Below are 18,932 nucleotides of genomic sequence, written 5' to 3'. Positions count from 1 at the left end.
ACTACGGACGCAGTACCGCTTTCACGACCCCGTCGCGACGTTCGCGAACGGTGTCCAGTGCTTCCTCATAGTCCTCGAGGGGGAACTCGTGGGTGACGACGCCCTCGGTCGTCAGGTCGCCGCGTCGGAAGAGTTCTATCACCTCTTCGACAGCGTGAGACGACGTCACGCCGCCGACTATCTCGAGTTCCTTCGCGACGATGTGGTCGGGGTCGATCTCTTTGTTCTCGCCGAACACGCCTGTTAGCACGATTTTCCCCTGCTTGGCCGCGCTCTGGAGACACGTTTCCAGCACGTCGCCCGCACCCGCGGCTTCGACGCAGACGTCGACGCCACGACCGTCGGTAAAGTCCATAATCGCTTCGACGGGATCTTCCTCGTAGACGTTGACCGTTCGTGTCGCGCCGAGTGCTTCACCAGCCTCGAGACGTTCGTCTCGCGTCCCAGTCAGGATGATGTCTTTGACACCCTGGGCGCGGAGCAGTTGGACGCCGTAGAGCCCGAGCGACCCGGGTCCGAGAACCGCTGCTGTATCGGTAAATGACGTTTGAATGCGCTGCATTGCGTGCAGCGTACAGCCAGCCGAATCGATCTGACTGGCCTGTACGTCGGAGACGTCGTCAGGGAGTGGTGTGAGCGTGTACGCAGGCCAGGCGGCGTACTTTCGGTAGCCGCCGTCGACGGTAAACCCGATCTCCTGTAAGTCGTCACACTGGTAGTATCGGCCGTCTCGACAGGCGCCACAGGTCCCACAATAAATGAAGCCGTGGAGTGCGACGCGTTGGCCGACCTCGAGGTCTTCGACGCCTTCACCGAGTTCGACGACTTCGCCGGCTACCTCGTGACCGAGAACGACCGGAAGGTCCATCCACGGCGGCCCCTCGCCGCCGATGAGACCGATATCGCTGCCACAGATGCCTATCGCCGTCACCCGGACCAGTGCTTCACCGGGTGCCGGTTCCGGGATTTCTTGTTCTTCGGTCCATACCGAGCCCGTGCCGTCCGTGATGATCGCTTGCTGGGGGCCCTCATCGCGGTCGGCTGTAACGTCGGTACTCATCGCGTCGCGATCACCTCTATCTCGACGCCGATGTCGATAGGGAGCGCCGCCACTTCGACCGCGCTACGGGCCGGAAACGGCTCGCTCATGTACTCCGCGTACACCTCGTTGATAGCAGCGTAGTTCGCCATGTCGGTCACGAACACGGTTGTTTTGACGATATCTTCGAGTGAACTATCGGCGGCCTCGAGGACGGCTTCGACGTTCTCGATCGTTCTGGCCGTCTGTTCTTTGATGTCTTGGCTAACGATGTCACCGGTTTGAGGGTCTACGGGACCCTGCCCGGAGACGAATATTCGGTCGCCGTCGATCATTCCCTGCGAGTACGGTCCGATCGCTGCTGGGGCATTGTCGGTGTGAATCTCTTCCATGGTGTTGTGTACGAAGTGTGTTTGACGTCCCTACGCATATGCTTTACCGTCGGTCCGTCACTGGAAGTGTTCGTCGGAGTGAACCCTATAGTAGCCAGTGAAAGTCATTGCACACCCTCTCGCAAGCTGGCGTCGCGGTCGGTGTGTAAATCGTTTCACTGGCTACTATAGAAATTACCTCGAGCGTTAGCTGGCCGAGTCGAGGGAGAAACGTTATGTTCCGGTCGGACGCACCATGGTGTATGCACGTCCTTGCCGTCGTTGCCCACCCCGACGATGCCGAAATTTTCTGTGGCGGAACGCTTGCCAAACACGCTGCACGCGGAGACGACGTTACTATCGCGTACATGACTCGAGGCGAGTTCGGCGGTTTCGACACGACACAAGACGAACTCGCGGCGACACGCGAGGAGGAAGCCCGCAATGCAGCAGCAGTGCTCGGTGCCGAGGTCACGTTCCTCGATTTCGAGGACGGACGTGTCGTCTACACCCTCGAGAACCGTCTCAAACTCGTCGATTGTATCCGCGAACAGGCACCCGACATCATCCTCACCCACTTCGCCGACGACATGCACCCGGACCATCGTGCAACCTCGCGACTGGTGACTGATGCGTACTATATGGTTTCGCTGCCGCTGCTCGAGCGCGAGCACCCACCGTGTGACCCGACGAACGTGTACTACTTCGGCAAACCGACATCGTCGTTCGAACCGACGGTCATCGTCGACGTCACCGATCACGAAGAAACGAAAGAACAGGCCGCCCTGGAACACGAATCGCAGGTCGCCTGGCTCGAGGAACACGGGGGTATCGACGCCGAGTTTACGGATTTCGTCGAGAGCATGCGAGCAACCGCACACGCCGTCGGCAGACAGGCCGGTGCCACGTACGCTGAAGGGTTTACCAGCCTGCACGATTCCTCGGTCGAGTATCTCGAGTGACGCCGCCCGAGAGAAACTCACCGCGGTTTTCAAGACCTGTTCCGCGGTGGGCCGGAAACCCTTCGAGATCGATTGCAGGTTTCCGTACCACTGTAATGGTCATTCACCCGAACGTTTATCATTACTGAGAGAATCTAGCGGCTCACCAGGACATATGACACGCCGTATACGAATCTGCGTTGTACTTGTCGCCGTCGTCCTTTTGAGTGGCTGTGGCGGACTTGTCGGGTCGGGAGACGACACTGACAGGGATCCCTACGGTGTCGATGGTCCAACGCCGGTAGAGACTGAAAACGGTTTACAGGGGATAACTGAGGAGACGGTAACGGACCGGTACGAGGTTCGGCAGGCGTACGTTGACTTCCTCGCAAATTACTCGTACACGCTCGAGCACACGCGAACGGAAATGCATCCGAACGGAACTACCGACAGAGAGCATTCGTTTACCGCGACCGTTGACGGAGACGGTACCGCGCACGCACACACCGACGGAATGGATGTGTGGGCAAACGAGACCACAATATATACTCGGATTGGTGGACCGGCTGACGAGAACTCGACGTATGAGCCCCAGTACTACAGTCAGCAACGGACGAAATACCATTTTACGGAACATCGAGTGCTGGAGCAGGGACTCACGGAGATGGAAAACATCACCGTCACGGCCACAACCGATGATGGCGTAACCCGGTACGTCCTCGAGTCAAACGAAACGCCACAGTACGGGTACGAAAACGGCTCGCTACGGATGGTCATTACCGAGCACGGCTACCTGGAATCCTATCGGTTCGAATACGAAACGGTAGACGGAACGACGGTCACCAGCGAATTATCGGTCGTTCTCGTTGACGACCCAGGGCTCCCGGATGACCCGCCAGCGTGGGTCGAGTCGGCGAGGGAATCGCTCGAGCATCGGACGACGATGTCACGCATCGGCTTCGATGCCAACCCGTTGTCCGCTCCTCGATAGACGGCCGCGAGTATCCCTCCTGAACGGTTCCGTGCTGATCGAATCCGTCGTGCTGATCGAATCCGTTCGTGCACGTCGATGCGGCGCCTTTCTCACAGATGGAAGTACGAATCTATATGTGTCTCCCACGGAATCGGGAACATACTTCGATGGAAACGGAAAAAGCGGATAGTACAACCGACGTGACAGTCGGTTCGCTACAGTCGATCTCGAGAGGTGCCTCGCTCTTTATTATCGGGAAAATCGTCCTCGACATGCTCGAATTACTGCTCAATTTTATTCTGACTCGAGCGCTCGGGACGAGTCTGTACGGTGTGTATGCCTACGCACAGACGCTCGTCGTCATCGCGCTCGTCTTTACGAACCTGGGTTCGACGGCGGCGTTGCTCAAGTTCGTCCCGCAGTACGAAAACGACAAGCCGAAACAGCGGTTCATGGTTGGGCTGGCGTACCTGACCTCGTTCGTCGCGAGCGTCACGATTGCAGCGCTGTTGTTTCTCTTTGCCCCGGTCGTCACCCGATATACACTGGGCGATCCGTTGCTTACTGATGTACTCAGACTGTTCGCCATTTTGCTCGTGTTCGACACGATGGCGGCCGTCGTCACCGGGACGTTTCGCAGCCTCGAGCGTCTGGAGTACTCGGTCTTCGTCAACCAGTTCGTGAAACCAGTGGTACGGCTTCTCGCCGTGGGGTTCGCGCTGGCGCTCGGACTTTCGTTTTACGGCCTGATGGCATCGCTCGTATTTGCGAGCGTCATCGTGGTTGCCGTCGCCGTCTACTTTTTTCTCACTCGATTCGCTCTCACACCGTCGGTGCGCCGTTCGAAAACCGACACGGGTGACGTCTTCGAGTATTACAATCTCTCGGTGCCGCTCGTTTTGAAAGACGCCGGTGGCATCCTTCGAAGTCGTGTAGACGTGTTGATGGTCGGTTTTTTCCTCTCTTCGACGGCCGTGGGCATCTACAACGTGACGCTCTTGCTTGCAGCGCTGTTGGCCCTCCCACTCGCCGGCGTGAATCAGTTATTTCCGCCCGTTGCCTCGCGTCTTTACTCGAAGGGTGACCGCGAGAATCTGAACACCATCTTTAGCGTGGTCACCCGCTGGGCGTTTACCGTATCGCTGTATCTCGCGCTGGTCGCGGTCCTCTACAGCAGGGAGATGTTGGGTCTTTTCGGTGAAGAGTTCACTGCAGGGGCGGCGGTGTTGGCCTTCTTCGTCGTCAGCCAGATACTCAACAATGCAGTTGGTCCCAGTGGCTACCTGTTGATGATCTCAGACCACCAGTACGTTCTGCTGGTGAACCAGTGGGTATTCGGCGTGTTGAACGTCGCGCTCAACTACTACTTTATCCTCGAGTTCGGCCTGGTTGGTGCCGCGTTTGCCACAGCGACAGTTAGTGCACTCAATAACATCGCCCGTCTGGTGGAAATCTGGTACCTCGAGGGGTTGTTCCCGTACACTCGAGCGTATCTCAAACCAATCTTTGCCGGCATTGGAACGGCCGCGGCGATGTACGGGGTTGGCTTCTATCTCTCCGGGACCGCGGTCGTTCTCCTGGGCGGCGTGATCGGCTTGGCAACCTACGTCGCGTTGCTCTACGTCCTCGGTGTGGAGCAGGAAGACCGGGCGTTTTTGGCGGCTTCGACACCATTAGTATCGGCTAAATAGTAATTAACTATTACTATACTACCAATTTCGGCGACGCGGTGGCCGACACGTTCGACTCGTGGCTTGCCGTTGCCAGCGCAATCTCTCAACGCTGGGCGTTGAACGTGGGCCACCGGACGAACCGCGCGGTCGGCACAGTTTTTACCCCGTCGGTCGATGTGTGACGTATGGTCAACATTGGCATCGTGGGTAGTGGTTTCATGGCCGAGACCCACGCCAACGCGTACCACAGCATCGACGGGGCGAACATCGTCGCGGTTGCCTCTCCGAGCACCGCAGACGAGTTTATCGAGCAACACCAACTCGAGGCCGACTCCTTTTCGACGGTCGACGATCTGATCGAAGAGGTCACGGTCGACGTGATCGACGTCTGTTCACCAACACCCACCCATCGACCCGTGGTAGAAACGGCTGCTGGGGCTGGTATTGACGTGTTTTGTGAAAAGCCGGTCGCTGGGACGCTCGAGGACGCACGGGCTATCGCCGACGCGGCTTCGGATGCGGACATAGCAGTGATGGTGGGACACGTGCTTCGATTCTTCCCGCAGTACGCACAGGCCCGCGGCGTCGTCGAAGACGGCGGTATCGGGGACCTTGGCGTCGCACGAGCCCGTCGACTCTCGGCGTTCCCCGATTGGGGCCATGGTAACTGGTACGCCGACCGGGACCGCAGCGGTGGGGTCTTGCTCGACCTCGCGATTCACGACCTCGATTTTCTCCGCTGGGTCGGTGGCGAGGTTGAACACGTGTTCGCCCGCCGTACGCGCTGGGACGAGGGCGAGCACGGGCACGTCACCCTTCGATTCGCCGACGGAGGTGTCGGATACGTCGAGGCCTCCTGGGGACTGCCAGCAGGACAGGAACTCACCCACTCGTTCGAACTCGCCGGCGACGACGGCTTGCTGGAGTTCGACGGTGAGCAACCGACAACGATGACGTTGACAGAGCAGGAAACGACCAGTTCAAGCCCACTCTCGGCCGGCGGATATCAGCGTGAACTCGAGGCCTTCGTCGAAAGCATCGAGGCAGGAACGGAACCACCAGTCACCGTCGAAGACGGAATCGAGACGCTTCGACTCTCGGTGGCGGCAAACCGCTCGGCTGAAGAGGGACGTCCAGTCGCGCTCGAGGAGGTGAAAGCATGACCGCAAAAGAGAGTGGGAACGTAGCGAACGCAGGATCAGATACCGTACGAATCGGTCTGCTGTCCACCGCCCACCTCCACGCCGGTGCGTATGCTGGTCAGTTAGCTGCTCTCGAGGGTGCCACGCTGGTTGGCGTCACAGACGAGGACGACACACGTGGCCGCGAGTTCGCTGCGAACCACGACGTTGACTTCCTCGACGCCGATTCGTTGCTCGAGCGGGCCGACGGCGTCATCATCTGCTCGACGAACGTCGACCACCACGGGTGGGCAACACGAGCCGCCGAAGCCGGCGTGCACGTCCTCTCGGAGAAACCACTCGCTTCCGACCCGGATGTGGCTCGAGAGATCGTCGATACCTGTACGGAAGCCGGGATACACCTTGGCGTCGCCATGCCACTGCGATTCAGCCTTCCGGTACTCGAAGCGAAAGACGCCCTCGAGAACGGAACCGTCGGTAACTTGCAGATGATCAGTGGGACGAACCGTGGGAAGATGCCGGGTAGCTGGTTCGTCGACCCCGATGCTTCCGGCGGCGGTGCAGTGATGGACCACACGGTTCATATCGTCGACCTGGTCCACTGGCTCACGGGCGAGCGCGTCTCCGAAGTCTACGCCGAAGTCGGGACGCGTTTTCACGACATTCCAGTTGACGACGTCAATCTCCTCTCGATGACGCTTACCGATGGCACCCAGTTTTCGCTGGATGGCTCCTGGAGCCGTCCGGACAGTTGGGACTTCTGGGGCGATGCGACCGTCAGCCTCGTTGGCACGGATGCAACCATCGACGTCGACTGCTTCGCTCAAAAGACCAAATTCACCGAGGGCGGTGAAGACGGTTCCGGCGTTCAGTCACTGTACTGGGGGGACGACCCCAACGGTGGACTTGTCGCGGATTTCGTCGAGGCCGTTCGGAACGACCGACAGCCGAAAATCACCGGCTCAGAGGGAGTGGATGCGGTCGCCGTCGTCGAGGCTGCCTACGAGTCAGCCGAACGCGGAGAACCCGTTACAGTCTCGTACTGAATTCGAACCACTCGGTGCGGTTTTCGTCGGTATCACGGTCTGCGTCCGATTCCTTCAACAGAGTGGTATAGTAGCCAGTGTACGTCATTGCACACCCTCTCGCAAGCGGGCGTCGCGGTCGGTGTGTAAACCGTTTCACTGTCTAGAATAGGGTGTCTACCACTCGAGGACGACGCCCATCGCTTTCGAACGGTCCTCGAGCAGTTCGTCGTACAGCCGTGGTGCTTCCTCGTAGGGTTCGGTGTGACTGACGAGCGATTCGACCTCGAGCGTGCCGTCGTTCACGAGGTCGAAGTAAATCTCCGCGTGTCGGTGCTGGGTCCAGGGAGTATCTGGCGTTGCGACGGACGGGTGTGAAGAGTTGTGTGCGCCGATGATGGTGTAACTCGGCAGGTTACAGTAATCGTGGAAGTCCATCGGCGTTTCGCCGCGTGGGCTGCTCAGGACGACGAAACGCCCCTGATCCCGCAGCACGTCGAACTCATTGATGATGACGTCCGGATTGCCCGTGAGTTCGAAAACGACGTCTGCCAGGCTGCCGCCGTTTGCGTTTCGAACGATTTCTTCGGCGTCCTCCTCGAGCGGGTTGACGCCGACGATACCGGGTTCATCGGGCAGGTACTCGAGTCTCGAATCGGCGACGTCGACGCCGATAACGGGGCGCGCACCGGCTGCATGACAGAGTCGCACGGCTAGCTGGCCGAGCAACCCGAGTCCGTACACGACGGCCGACTCGCCCCACGTGAGCTCACTTCGACGGATACCGTTGCTCACGATTTCGGCGATCGTAAAGAAGACTGCCTCGTCGTCGGTTACGCCATCGGGAATCGGTCGGCAGGCACTCGCGCCGGTACAGACGTAGCGTGCGTGGGAACCATACGTCGCAACGCGTTGTCCTTCCGTGACGGTTTCGACGTCATCGCCGACTTCGACGACGGTTCCGATATTGTTGTATCCGGGTGTGAACGGATACTCGATGTGCTGATCCCAGTCCGATCCAGGCGGCACGTCTCCAGAGAGAATCGTCAGTTCGGTTCCGGTACTCACGAGCGTCCGGTCCGAACGGATGAGTACCTGTTCGGGACCCGGGTCGGGAACGGGTCGGTCTTCGATCGTTGACGTCTCGACGTCGGTGAATACGGCAGTTGGATTGCTTGTCATGATGTCTGATAGTGGTTTGTGGGGGATTGGTTGGATGGTTTCGTTGTTCCAGATCCACATGGGCCTGGAACTACTCGAGTCGGATTAGTTCACGCGCTGTACTTCGTAGCCGGTTTCGGCGATAGCGTCGCGGATATGCATCTCGTGGCCGCGGCCACTCGTCTCGACGAGAAACTCGAGAAACGCTTCGCCAACGTCGAGTCGGTCGTCGGACCGAACGTGATCGACGGTTCGAATGTTGGCACTTTGGGCGGCGATGACGTTTGCCAGTTCTCCCATGACGCCGGGTTCGTCCTGGATACGGACCTCGAGACGGATGTGTTGGCTGCGAGACGTGAGTTCGTACGTCATCAGGGTGTCGAGCATCGTCATGTCGAGGTTCCCACCTGAGAGGAGGGCCACGACGGTTTCATCGTCGACGTCGACGTGGCCACCCAGAATCGCTGCGACCGGGGCAGCACCTGCTCCCTCAACGAGTTGTTTCGCTCGCTCGAGTAAGACGAGGATGCCGTGTGCCAGTTCTTCGTCGGTAACAGTGACGACCTCGTCGACGTGCGCCTCGATCAGGTCGAATGTAAGATTCGAGATACCGCCCGTAGCAATTCCATCGGCGATGGTCGACCCGTCGGTCGACTGTGGACGCCCCTTCTGGAGACTATCAGGGACGGTTGCCATGGATTCGGCTTGCACGCCAACCAGCCGAACGTCGGGGTTAGATTCGGCGACTGCGGCCCCGATGCCACCGATCAATCCGCCACCGCCAATCGGGGCGATGATGGTATCAACGTCGGGAACGTCCTCGAGGATTTCGAACCCGAGGGTTCCCTGCCCAGCGACGATGTCGGGGTCGTCGAAGGCGTGTACGAACTCAGACCCCGCTCGTTCCGAAAGCTCGCGTGCGTGAGCCACTGCTGCTGGAAAGTCGATACCTTCGAGGACTACTTCCGCCCCGTACCCTCGAGTAGCATCGACTTTCGCCTGTGGTGCGTTCTTTGGCATCACGATAGTTGCCGGCAGCCCGGTCTTCTGGGCGGCCAGTGCGACGCCCTGGGCGTGATTGCCCGCACTTGCAGCCACGACGCGTTCGACCTCGTCACGATCACGCAGTCGCTGTAGCTTGTTGTACGCGCCGCGGGTTTTGAACGAACCGGTCCGCTGTAAATGCTCCATCTTGAGTCGGACATCGCCGCCAACGAGACGGCTTATCGACCGACTGTTATCGATCGGCGTCCGCTGCACGATAGACCTGTCGTCGAGCCGTTTTCTGGCCTTCCGAACGTCCGTTGCGGTCACCAGTGGACCCTCATCGTCCCGTCCGGATGATGGTGACTCCGTCATGTAATCACCGATGCGTGAGGTTGGTTTCGGGTGGTTCGGTTGATGCGACGCGCATGTTTGTTCTCCACATGCACATGGTAAAACTGTTTTGTTCCCACCGATGTAAAACTCCAAATACCCCTGCCCGAACAACGCAGATGGAAGTTCATTGACGTTCGGGCGTAATGACTATATGCTATGTGACCGTTTGGTCACCGAGCAAGAGTATGGTACGAACCGCAATTCAGTTACAGACGCTGGAATCTCTCCCGGAGGGTCTCCAGGACACGATCGCTCGAGTCGGCGAGACTGCACTCGACGGTGTCGAATTTGCCGGAATAGAAGGCGCCACACCGGTCGAAATCGCCGACGCGCTCGATGACGCCGACCTCGAGCCGATCGGCGCGCACGTCCAACTCGACGCCCTCGAGCAGAAGTACGACGATATCATTGCGGCCTACGAGACCATCGGTTGTCGACGTCTGATCGAATCTGGGCGGCACGTCGAGTCGTTTACATCGGTCGAAGCGGTCGAAGCGTTTGTCGATCGGCTCGAAACAGTTGCCAATCGGTTGCAATCGGACGGGTTCGAACTCCTGTATCACAACGATATGATCGAATTCGATACGCTCGAAAACGAGGTCGCATTCAACGTGTTCACTGCCTCGCTGGATCAGTCGATTTCGCTCGAAATCGATACCGGCCTCGCGCAGTATGCTGGCGTCGATCCGCTTTCACTCCTCTCACAGCACGCTGGTCGAGTACCGCTCGTCCACCTCACCGATTCGGTTCCCGGTGGTGCCGCGACGCTCAACGTCGAACTTGGAGCTGGTGAGCTCGACGTGAACGGATGTGTAGAAACGGCCAGAAACTCGGACGTCGAATGGATCGTGTACGAACACAGCATGACGAGTGACCCGATTGACTCGCTCACTCACGCTGAAACGAGGCTGTCGTACCTCTGTCACGGTGCCGATGGAACTGGGCTGGCGCAGTCGGTGTCGACCACAGATTAGCTGTGAACGGTTGTCTAGGAGGATATGTGGCTCCCACAGCTCCAGGGTAAACCGACCCGGAACTGCTATCGCTCCGGTGCAACGAGACCCAGTGCTTTCTCCCGGAACTCGACGATCGCTTCCGGTGCGAGTTTCATCGTTCGAACCTCGTAGCCGATATTTTCGAGATCGGCGAGCGTCGGCAGGTAGCCGACGTAATCGTTGACGTATCCGGCCGGTATCAACGTCGTTACGTCAGCACGATCTTGTAACTCGAGGCCGTGGCGGACGAGCACCTCCCCAGGCATTCCAAGGATTCCGAGGTCACCGATCGTGACGTAGGGAAGCCGATTCGGGAGACAGGTGGCGTCCCATTCTGCGATAGCCAGCAACTCCTCGGCGTAGCGTTTGTCCCAGTTGACCTTCGCGTAGCCTGTTTCATCACCGTCGGCTTCGAGACGCTGGAGGGTTGATTCGAGGGATTCGATTCGCTTCTGGAGCACATCGACAGGAGGTGTTGCTTTGACCGGGAACGTAACGGTTGCCGAATCGATTCGAATCGGTGACCGCTCTATCTGCTGAGTGGGTCCTGATTCGGCATCCGCAAGTGCGCGAAGCGCAGCGTCACCAACCTGTGACCCAACGTGCTCCATGTACTCGTATACTTCAGCACCAGACCGAGATGTGCCCGCGTCTCGAGGATTGATATCGCCCGCTGCACCGTTGAGGTAGAGTACCTCGAGATCGGGATGCTCGTCTTCGATTCGCTTCCGTGCGTACCCGGGCCAGTCTGCTGATAGCAGTGTTTCTTCCCCGGTTGTACAGACCGGGTGACACGCAAATGAGTAGACGAGGGTTCGATCTCCGGGTCCGGTTTCGACGAGCAGTGCTGTCACATCGGGATCGATTGGTCCATCCGGCACACGGACGTTTCCACCGACGCCGCCCTCCGCACGCCTGTTCACCTGGACGTTCTCTTCGTGTGCGTGACCGATCCGCACGCTCGCCGTTTCGAGCTCCTCGTAGGCCTCGGTGATGGCGTCGACGAGCGACGCCTGTAGCTCCGTGAGATACGCAGAAACGTCGATTTCAGTACGTAACACTGGTGATGCATCGAGCGCCCGCGACGGGACGTACGGTCCCGCGTGAGTGTGTGTTGCCGCGAGGAGCAGTTCGTCGAGATGGAGACCGTTTCCTTCGAGCGACCGCCGTACGGCTCGAGTCAGTTCTCTCGAGACGTTGAGGACGTCGATAGAAACGATTGCGATAGTACTCGCTCCATCGTCCAGCACGAGCGCGGTGGCCGAGAGGGGATCATTTACACCCGTTGAAAGCCCGCTTCGTGCGCCGTAGCCGCTCATGGGGACTGGGCTCGACGGCGTGATATCCGTTGTGACACTGCAAGCCGAGATACGCGCTTCGTGTGGAGGCATTTACAGGGTCACCTCGGTGGAAGTGGCTTCCACCGGTTCGCCCGTGCCAGTGTGGCATTGGACGAGGCTCGAACGTGATCGCTCGCAAAATTGACGGTTGGGGACGGTTTTTGGATGGGATTGGTACAGAGAATTACATTGCTCGGGGCAAACTGCCGACGAAACTTCGAAAGCCCAGTTTCGAAACACGATCATAGTCGTACCTGGACTGTAATTGGCATAACTGTTTGTGCCGAGTGTCTCACCAACCGGTCGGTGTCCCTGGGGAAGCCGAACGATTACTGCAAGTCGGCTGTTTTCCCATAGTAAACTAAATTGGTGGATAAGTACGGTAAAAGATGGTGTAGGATACTCGGCGAGAAACCCATGAGTGAGACTGTGTTGCAGATGATTCTACTTACCATTACAAACCTATATTTGTAACAGAGTCCTCGGGGAGCGGAACGGAAAAAAGCAGTACGGTATGTGTTTTCCCCAGCTAAACAGCAATTTGTTACATGCTATCATGACACTATATCCGTTTTCTCTTAGTGAACCGTATCGTCCAGTGAGAGTTAGTCAGTGGTAGTCTACCAGAAATCCGTTCGAAACCGATGGTAATCCGTCTCAAACGTTTATACATCTCGCCGCTAAACACCCGGTCGTGACGTTTCACGAGGTTTTCGATGCGATAGAACGAGACCGACCGATACTCGAGCGAATGGCTCGAGAGATATGGGAATCACCGGAACTGGGGCTGCACGAAGAACGCTCTGCCGCACTATTACGAGAAGCGTTAGCCGACGAAGGATTCGACCTCGAGGTCGGCATCGGCGGTATGCCGACGGCGTTTATCGCGACGTACGGTGAGGGCGACGCGACCGTCGGTATCCTGGGGGAGTACGATGCACTCCCCGGCCTTTCACAACGCGTCTGTGCGGAGCGCGACCCGGTCGAGGAAGGCGAACCGGGACATGGCTGTGGTCACAATCTCTTCGGTGTGGCCGGTGTTGGCGCAGCCCTCGGTGTAAAACGGAAAATCGAGGATGGAGATCTGGAAGGGACGATCAAATTCTTCGGCTGTCCGGCCGAAGAAACACTCGTCGGCAAGGTGTTTATGGCTCGAGCGGGTGCCTTCGACGACCTCGATGCGGCGCTCACCTGGCATCCCGGAGACGTGAGTACACCACGGTTCGGTCGAACGCTCGCGATGGACTCTATACAGTTTTGCTACGATGGAATTGCAGCACACGCCAGCGTCAGCCCGGAATCGGGTCGAAGCGCGCTTGATGCCGTTTCGCTGCTCAACACCGGCGTCGAGTACGCCCGGGAGCACCTCCCCGACTCGACGCGCATCCACTACGTGATCACCGATGGCGGTGAAGCGCCGAACGTGGTCCCTTCGTCGGCGACCGTCTGGTACTACGTTCGGGCCCCGACCAGGGGTGAGGTCGAATTTGCCAGCGACTGGCTTGGCGATATCGCTGCCGGCGCAGCGCGCATGACGCGCACCGATCTCACTCGACGAGATGTGACCGGGTGCTGGGATTACCTCCCAAATCGGGTCATCACCGATGCCATCTGGGAGACGATGACCGAACTCGGTTCGATCGAATTCGCAGACGAGGACCTGGCGTTCGCCGAGGAGCTACAGGGGACGCTCGCTGAAACCCAACTCGAGACGACCCTCGAAGATGTCCCCGACGAACACGTCCGTGCGATGAGCCAGGACCCACTGTATGGCGTCCCAGTTCCAGCGCATGACGATAACTCGATTTCCGGCGGCTCGACCGACGTAGGCGACGTTAGCTGGATCGTCCCGACCGGACAGTTCCGAGCGGCGACCTGGCCAGTCGGTACCCCCGCTCATAGCTGGCAGGCGGTTGCTGCCAACGGAGATTTCGGTATCGAAGGGGGTATTTACGCAGCAAAAGTCCTCGCCGGGACCGCTATTTTGTTGCTCGACACTCCCTCGAGACTCGAGCTCGCCCAGTCGGCCTTTCGGGATTCGACTGGAGACCGCTCTTACGAGTCACCGGTGGATGAGGGTACAGAGCCACCGTTCGACATCACTGCGGGGTGAGTACACCTCTCACGTTTCTACCCCTTCCGTCTCCGAATCCAACTGACTGGACAGTCTTGAGACCATATAGAACTTGAAATACAGGGTCCAGAACAGGGCGAAGATAAGCATCGTCACAAACAATAGCGTTCGGTCCTGAATATCGAAGGCGAAGACCACGTATCCCCCACTCAGCACGACGCCGATATTGTAAACGAATATTGTCCAGTCGGTTAGCGTGAGTTGCATGGGTACGCCTTCTCACGGAGACGGTAAAACTTCGCTGGTTTGGAAGACGCGTGTACAGATTCAGGTTCCAGTGCCCGTCAGTCCACCGAAGCCTGGGGCATCAGCCCAACCGACAGATTATACGTCGTCGAGCAATTCGTCGAAGTAGTTCATCGTGATGGATGCATCTGAGCTGTGGATCAGATACGCTGCTCGATCGATGAACTGCTCGACGTGGGCTACTGCAGGGGCGAACGTTCCGACTGGGCAGTCGTTCGAGGCAGCCACCTCGAAGATCTCGTCGAGCGCTTCGTGGTGTGCCTCACTGTCGTAGGGGACACCGAGTGACCACGCAAGGTCGCCAGGCCCGATTGCGAGCGCCGTGACTTCTGGCATACTCGAGAGTTCGTCCACGAGATCCAGCCCAGCAGTGGTTTCGATCATCGGGAGCAAGGCGAGTTCCTCGTTGACGTAGTCGGCGTAACGGGGCTTGGGAACGGCACCGAATCGGGCGGCGCGAGAGTACGAGCCGAGGCTTCTCCCGTCTTTGTACCGCATGTGAGAACTCGCTTCGCGTACGGTTTCGACGTCTTCGACCATCGGAAGCATGATTCCACGTACGCCATTATCGAGAAGGTACGTGATCATGCTCGTGTCGTCTACTGGTGTTCGAACCACTACAGGGACGTCTTGCAGGTCTGCCGCACGGACGATTTCCTCGAGCCCTTCCATCAACGGCGAGCCGTGTTGGCGGTCCACCAGCAAGAAATCGAGATCGCTGTACCCGAGTGCTTCGGCAAGCACCGGCGACCCGCTTTTCAGATTGGTTCCCATGGCCGTCTTATCACTGTTCACTAGTTCGGCGAATGACTGTCTCGGTTCCATGCCAGGGAATGTATCACCCGGTACAAATAGTATCCGGTCGACTCGAGGCCAGCCGCGAACCAGACCCGATCAGCGAGAAACCTGCAACAGCTCGGGTAGAGAGAAACGTATAGGTAACTCGAGCGAGCGCACCGTATATGGACGATTCTGTATACGAGCAGTACGCTGACTCGATGGACGAGGGGCTTTTCGACCTGTCCACGGCCGAGGAACGTCGCGCCAAAACACTACACGAGGAAGCCATTGTAATCGACGGCTGTGTTCCAACGACTGCGTACCTCGATGATCCGACCTATCGAGATCACCTGCAGCGCGGTGGTGTGACCGCAGCAGCCATCACCGCGGCGAGCAGAGTCGCCTACCCGGAAGCAACACGCAAGGTAGAACGAATCCGAGGCCTGGTCGCCGAACACGACGATGCGTTCACGATGGCGGAATCTGCTGCCGATATCCGTGCCGCAAAACGTGCCGACAAAACGGCCATCTTGCTTGCGTTACAGGATACGATGCCGATAATTCCGATGGATCGAATGATTCTCGAGGGTGGACTGGAGTTCCTCCAGGCGTTCGACCGACTGGGCGTTCGAGTGATACAACTCACGTATAATTCGCTCAATTACGTCGGTGCTGGCTGCTGTGAGCGCGTCGACCCCGGACTTTCTAACTTTGGGCAAAATCTCGTGGAGGAACTCAACCGGCTTGGAATCGTGATCGACCTCTCACACTGTGGGGATCGAACGACGATGGAGGCAATCGAACACTCGGCTGAACCTGTCGTCTGTACCCACGCCGGCGCTCGAGCGTTGAGTAACCTCGAGCGAAACAAAACTGATGAGCAGATCGAAGCCATCGGGGCAGGGGGCGGCGTTGTCGGCGTTAGTGTCTTCCCGCCGACCGTGAAGTCACACCCGGACACCCACGAGGTCCAGGAGTCGACGATTCACGACGTTCTCGATCACGTCGACCACGTCGTCGACGTCGCTGGGGTTGATCACGTTGCGTTCGGGAGTGATATGAGTGACCAATCACTCGACCGCGGAACGACGCCTCCGTACGCTGCGTATCGCAACTTCAGGCCCGACTTCCCGGCCGTGTACGGTCGCGGCCCGATCGACCACTACGAACCGTTTCCACGCGGCCTCCACCGTCACACGAAACTCCCCAATCTCACCCGTGGACTGGTTACCCGGGGATACTCCGACGACGAAATCAGGAAGATACTCGGCGGAAACCTACTCCGCGTCTTCGAAACCGTTCGCTGAGTACCTTCCCAAAGGTCGACTGATGCGTGAAAACCGAACAACAGCAATCAGTTTCACTCATTCGTTCAGGTTTGGGAAGCCACTGAGTACCGAGTGAGTGGGTACTCGAAACGAGAGTTCGTATTCACCCTTCCCAACAGCCGGTAAACCGGTTCGGACGAACAGGCCAGCACGTTTTACGATTGTCGGTCAGATACGAAGAACAGTGAAAATTCAGTCGTCAGCCTCGGCTCCCGAAGCGGCGTCGTCTGCAGCCGTTTCTTCCGACCACGGCTCACTTTGCCAGTACTCGTGTGTGTCGTCTTCTCGGAAGCAGGCAACGTGTTGCTCGGGATTCACTTCGATGGCCTCCGGCGACGCTCGAGCACAGGCCTCACGGGCTTCCGGACAGCGCGTGTGGAACCGGCAACCCGATGGTGGGTCCTTTGGATCCGGAATGTCAATTTTTGTCATCGGCATCTCCCCTTCGTCGTTATCCGGAAGCAGGTCTGGCGTTGCCCACCGCAGCGCTTTCGTGTACGGGTGACGCGGATCTTCGATGATCTGTTTGGCCGGACCGATTTCGACGAGTTCACCCAGATACATGATACCGATGAGCCCGTCGGACTTCTCCGTCAGATACCGAGCGTTCGAGAGGTCGTGCGAGATGAAAATAAACGAGGTGTTGAACTGGTTTTGCAACTCGAGGAAGAGATCCATCATCTCGATACGCAGTGAGACGTCGAGCGCACTGATAGACTCATCAGCGAGAATAACGTCGGGGTTCATTAAGAGTGCACGGATTAATGCGACACGCTGTTTTTCTCCGCCCGAGAGTTGATGTGGAAAGCGGTTAGCATAGTCTTCAGGCGGGCTCATTCCGACGTGTTCGAGCATGCCCAGGATGCGTGCTCGCCGGTCTTCGTGGTTGAGTTCGCGCTGCCACTTTTTCAGTGGAATGTTCAGCAGGTGTTCAACTCGCTTGTTGGGATTGAGCGAACTCCCGGGGTCCTGGTGAATAATCTGTAAAGCTCGGCGGATGTTCCGCCACGCGATATCGATTTTTCCCGTTCCATCGTTAGCGTCCCAGATGTCTTGTCCTCGGTACTTGACGCTGCCACCGGTCGGTCGCTGGAGGCCGATAGCGGTTTTCCCGAAGGTCGTTTTTCCACATCCCGACTCGCCTATCAACGCGACGGATTCGTTTTCCGGAATCGTGAGCGAAATGCCGTCGACCGCTCGAACAGTTTGGGATTCACGCCAGAAATTGAAAAGTCCCTCGTTCATTCCGAAGTGAACTTCGAGGTCTTCGAGTTCCAAAACCGGTTCCTCGTCCGGATCGCGGCGTGGACGGACGTCCGAACTGATAGACGACACAGATGAGTCATCAGGATTTGAAATCTCCCGATTGAACGGTATCTCGTCTGCTGCATCTTGCCAGTGATAACACGCCGTCAGATGGCCAGGCCCGGAATCGTGGAAGTCTGGCGCAGTGGTTCGGCAATCCTCCGTTGCCAGCGAACAACGGGGATGGTACGAACAGCCCTCGGGCGTATCCACCGGGTCGGGGCTCGAGCCTTCGATCGCCGTCATCGTATTGACACTGGTCGAAAGGTTGGGCGTCGAATTCAACAACGCGCGAGTGTACGGATGTGAAGCACCGCTGAGAATGTCGTCTGTCGAGCCGACCTCGACGAACTCGAAGGCGTACATCACCGCAAGCCTGTCAGCCAGTTCAGCGACTAGCGGCAGGTCGTGCGTGATGAAGATAAGCGTGATTTCGTACTTTTCTTTGACCTCTTTGAGCAGTTTCAGGATTGACCGCTGCATGAGCAAGTCGAGCGCCGCCGTCGGTTCGTCCATCACGAGCACCTCGGGCTCGAGAACCATACTCAACGCAATTAGCGCCCGCTGTTTCATCCCACCACTCAGTTCGTGTGGATACGAATCGAGCACCCGGTCGGAGTCGAGATACAGGTCTGAGAGCAACTGGTGTGCTCGTTCCATTCCTTCATCGACGTCGAAACTGTGTGCCTGGAGCGTTTCGATGAAGTGCCCTTTGATTTTTAACGTTGGATTCCACGAGCTCATCGCACCCTGGAACACCATCGAAATCTCCTCCCACCGGAGCAACCGAAGCTCCTCAGACGAGAGGTTGAGAACGTCGACCGGCTCGCCATCTCTCGGGTGGTACGTAATCTCTCCCGAGAGTTCTCCCGGTGGAACCACCGCATCGAGCAATGCCGAAGCGAACATCGATTTCCCCGATCCGGACTCTCCGACAATGCCGAGAATTTCCTCCCGTTCGATATCCATACTGACCCCATCGAGTACACGCGAAACCCCTCGGTCCATACCGAACTGGACCGTTGTATCGCGCATTTCTACAATTGGATCGCCGCTATTCCGTGAACGGTCTGCTGTCGTATCTATAGTTGCCATTAAT

Annotated in this window: 16 protein-coding genes; 8 read left to right on the top strand and 8 right to left on the bottom strand. The window is 58.0% G+C overall.

Features of this window, described 5'->3' with window-relative positions:
- Position 1: 1 nt before the first annotated feature.
- Positions 2 to 1,060, bottom strand: coding sequence for a zinc-dependent alcohol dehydrogenase (locus NLK60_RS19145; protein WP_254810882.1), 1,059 nt, complete (start codon positions 1,058 to 1,060; stop codon positions 2 to 4).
- On the bottom strand, positions 1,057 to 1,431 hold the full coding sequence (locus NLK60_RS19140) for a RidA family protein (protein WP_254810881.1): 375 nt from the start codon (positions 1,429 to 1,431) through the stop codon (positions 1,057 to 1,059). The genes NLK60_RS19145 and NLK60_RS19140 overlap by 4 nt, the downstream gene beginning before the upstream one ends.
- 242 nt (positions 1,432 to 1,673) lie before the next feature.
- Here NLK60_RS19140 and NLK60_RS19135 point away from each other — a divergent pair, with 242 nt between their 5' ends.
- From NLK60_RS19135 to NLK60_RS19115, 5 genes are all read left to right on the top strand, one after another.
- A complete protein-coding gene (locus tag NLK60_RS19135; RefSeq protein ID WP_254810880.1) occupies positions 1,674 to 2,372 on the top strand; it encodes a PIG-L deacetylase family protein in 699 nt (232 codons plus the stop codon).
- Positions 2,373 to 2,526: 154 nt separating this feature from the next.
- Complete coding sequence (locus NLK60_RS19130) at positions 2,527 to 3,342, top strand: hypothetical protein (RefSeq protein WP_254810879.1); 816 nt, start codon at positions 2,527 to 2,529, stop codon at positions 3,340 to 3,342.
- Between the two features lie 149 nt (positions 3,343 to 3,491).
- Positions 3,492 to 5,015, top strand: coding sequence for a flippase (locus tag NLK60_RS19125; RefSeq protein ID WP_254810878.1), 1,524 nt, complete (start codon positions 3,492 to 3,494; stop codon positions 5,013 to 5,015).
- 167 nt (positions 5,016 to 5,182) lie between these two features.
- Positions 5,183 to 6,160 (top strand): Gfo/Idh/MocA family protein, encoded by a 978-nt coding sequence (locus NLK60_RS19120; RefSeq protein WP_254810877.1) that lies wholly within the window; start codon positions 5,183 to 5,185, stop codon positions 6,158 to 6,160.
- Entirely contained in the window at positions 6,157 to 7,185 is a 1,029-nt protein-coding gene (locus NLK60_RS19115; protein ID WP_254810876.1) for a Gfo/Idh/MocA family protein, read from the top strand. Before NLK60_RS19120 ends, NLK60_RS19115 begins: the two co-directional genes overlap by 4 nt.
- Before the next feature lie 156 nt (positions 7,186 to 7,341).
- On the opposite strand, the gene NLK60_RS19110 is transcribed toward NLK60_RS19115, so the two are convergent.
- Entirely contained in the window at positions 7,342 to 8,346 is a 1,005-nt protein-coding gene (locus NLK60_RS19110; RefSeq protein WP_254810875.1) for a zinc-binding dehydrogenase, read from the bottom strand.
- Positions 8,347 to 8,430: 84 nt separating this feature from the next.
- Positions 8,431 to 9,684, bottom strand: a complete 1,254-nt coding sequence (gene ilvA / locus NLK60_RS19105; protein ID WP_254810874.1) for a threonine ammonia-lyase — start codon at positions 9,682 to 9,684, stop codon at positions 8,431 to 8,433.
- 206 nt (positions 9,685 to 9,890) lie between these two features.
- Between ilvA and NLK60_RS19100 the strand changes: the two genes are divergently transcribed.
- Positions 9,891 to 10,679, top strand: a complete 789-nt coding sequence (locus tag NLK60_RS19100) for a sugar phosphate isomerase/epimerase family protein (protein WP_254810873.1) — start codon at positions 9,891 to 9,893, stop codon at positions 10,677 to 10,679.
- Between the two features lie 65 nt (positions 10,680 to 10,744).
- Here the strand turns inward: NLK60_RS19100 and NLK60_RS19095 are convergent, their stop codons facing one another.
- The gene (locus NLK60_RS19095) at positions 10,745 to 12,091 is read right to left on the bottom strand and encodes a neutral/alkaline non-lysosomal ceramidase N-terminal domain-containing protein (RefSeq protein WP_254810872.1); all 1,347 of its coding nucleotides are present in this window, start codon (positions 12,089 to 12,091) and stop codon (positions 10,745 to 10,747) included.
- Positions 12,092 to 12,734: 643 nt separating this feature from the next.
- On the opposite strand from NLK60_RS19095, the gene NLK60_RS19090 reads away from it, so the two are divergent.
- Positions 12,735 to 14,153 carry an amidohydrolase gene (locus tag NLK60_RS19090; protein ID WP_254810871.1) on the top strand — a complete coding sequence of 473 codons (1,419 nt, stop codon included), beginning with the start codon at positions 12,735 to 12,737 and terminating at the stop codon, positions 14,151 to 14,153.
- 9 nt (positions 14,154 to 14,162) lie between these two features.
- Here NLK60_RS19090 and NLK60_RS19085 read toward each other — a convergent pair whose 3' ends face one another.
- Positions 14,163 to 14,381 (bottom strand): DUF8074 family membrane protein, encoded by a 219-nt coding sequence (locus NLK60_RS19085; RefSeq protein ID WP_254810870.1) that lies wholly within the window; start codon positions 14,379 to 14,381, stop codon positions 14,163 to 14,165.
- 117 nt (positions 14,382 to 14,498) lie between these two features.
- Positions 14,499 to 15,194: an HpcH/HpaI aldolase family protein gene (locus NLK60_RS19080; protein WP_254810869.1), complete on the bottom strand. Its 696-nt coding sequence runs from the start codon at positions 15,192 to 15,194 to the stop codon at positions 14,499 to 14,501.
- Between the two features lie 188 nt (positions 15,195 to 15,382).
- Between NLK60_RS19080 and NLK60_RS19075 the strand changes: the two genes are divergently transcribed.
- The gene (locus NLK60_RS19075; protein ID WP_254810868.1) at positions 15,383 to 16,507 is read left to right on the top strand and encodes a dipeptidase; all 1,125 of its coding nucleotides are present in this window, start codon (positions 15,383 to 15,385) and stop codon (positions 16,505 to 16,507) included.
- A gap of 213 nt (positions 16,508 to 16,720) precedes the next feature.
- Here the strand turns inward: NLK60_RS19075 and NLK60_RS19070 are convergent, their stop codons facing one another.
- On the bottom strand, positions 16,721 to 18,928 hold the full coding sequence (locus tag NLK60_RS19070; RefSeq protein ID WP_254810867.1) for an ABC transporter ATP-binding protein: 2,208 nt from the start codon (positions 18,926 to 18,928) through the stop codon (positions 16,721 to 16,723).
- Positions 18,929 to 18,932 lie beyond the last annotated feature (4 nt).

It is taken from the genome of Natronosalvus amylolyticus (assembly GCF_024298845.1).
Taxonomy (GTDB): domain Archaea; phylum Halobacteriota; class Halobacteria; order Halobacteriales; family Natrialbaceae; genus Natronosalvus; species Natronosalvus amylolyticus.
Note: the sequence above shows the minus strand (reverse complement) of the source record. Positions and strands in the feature narration are given on the sequence as shown.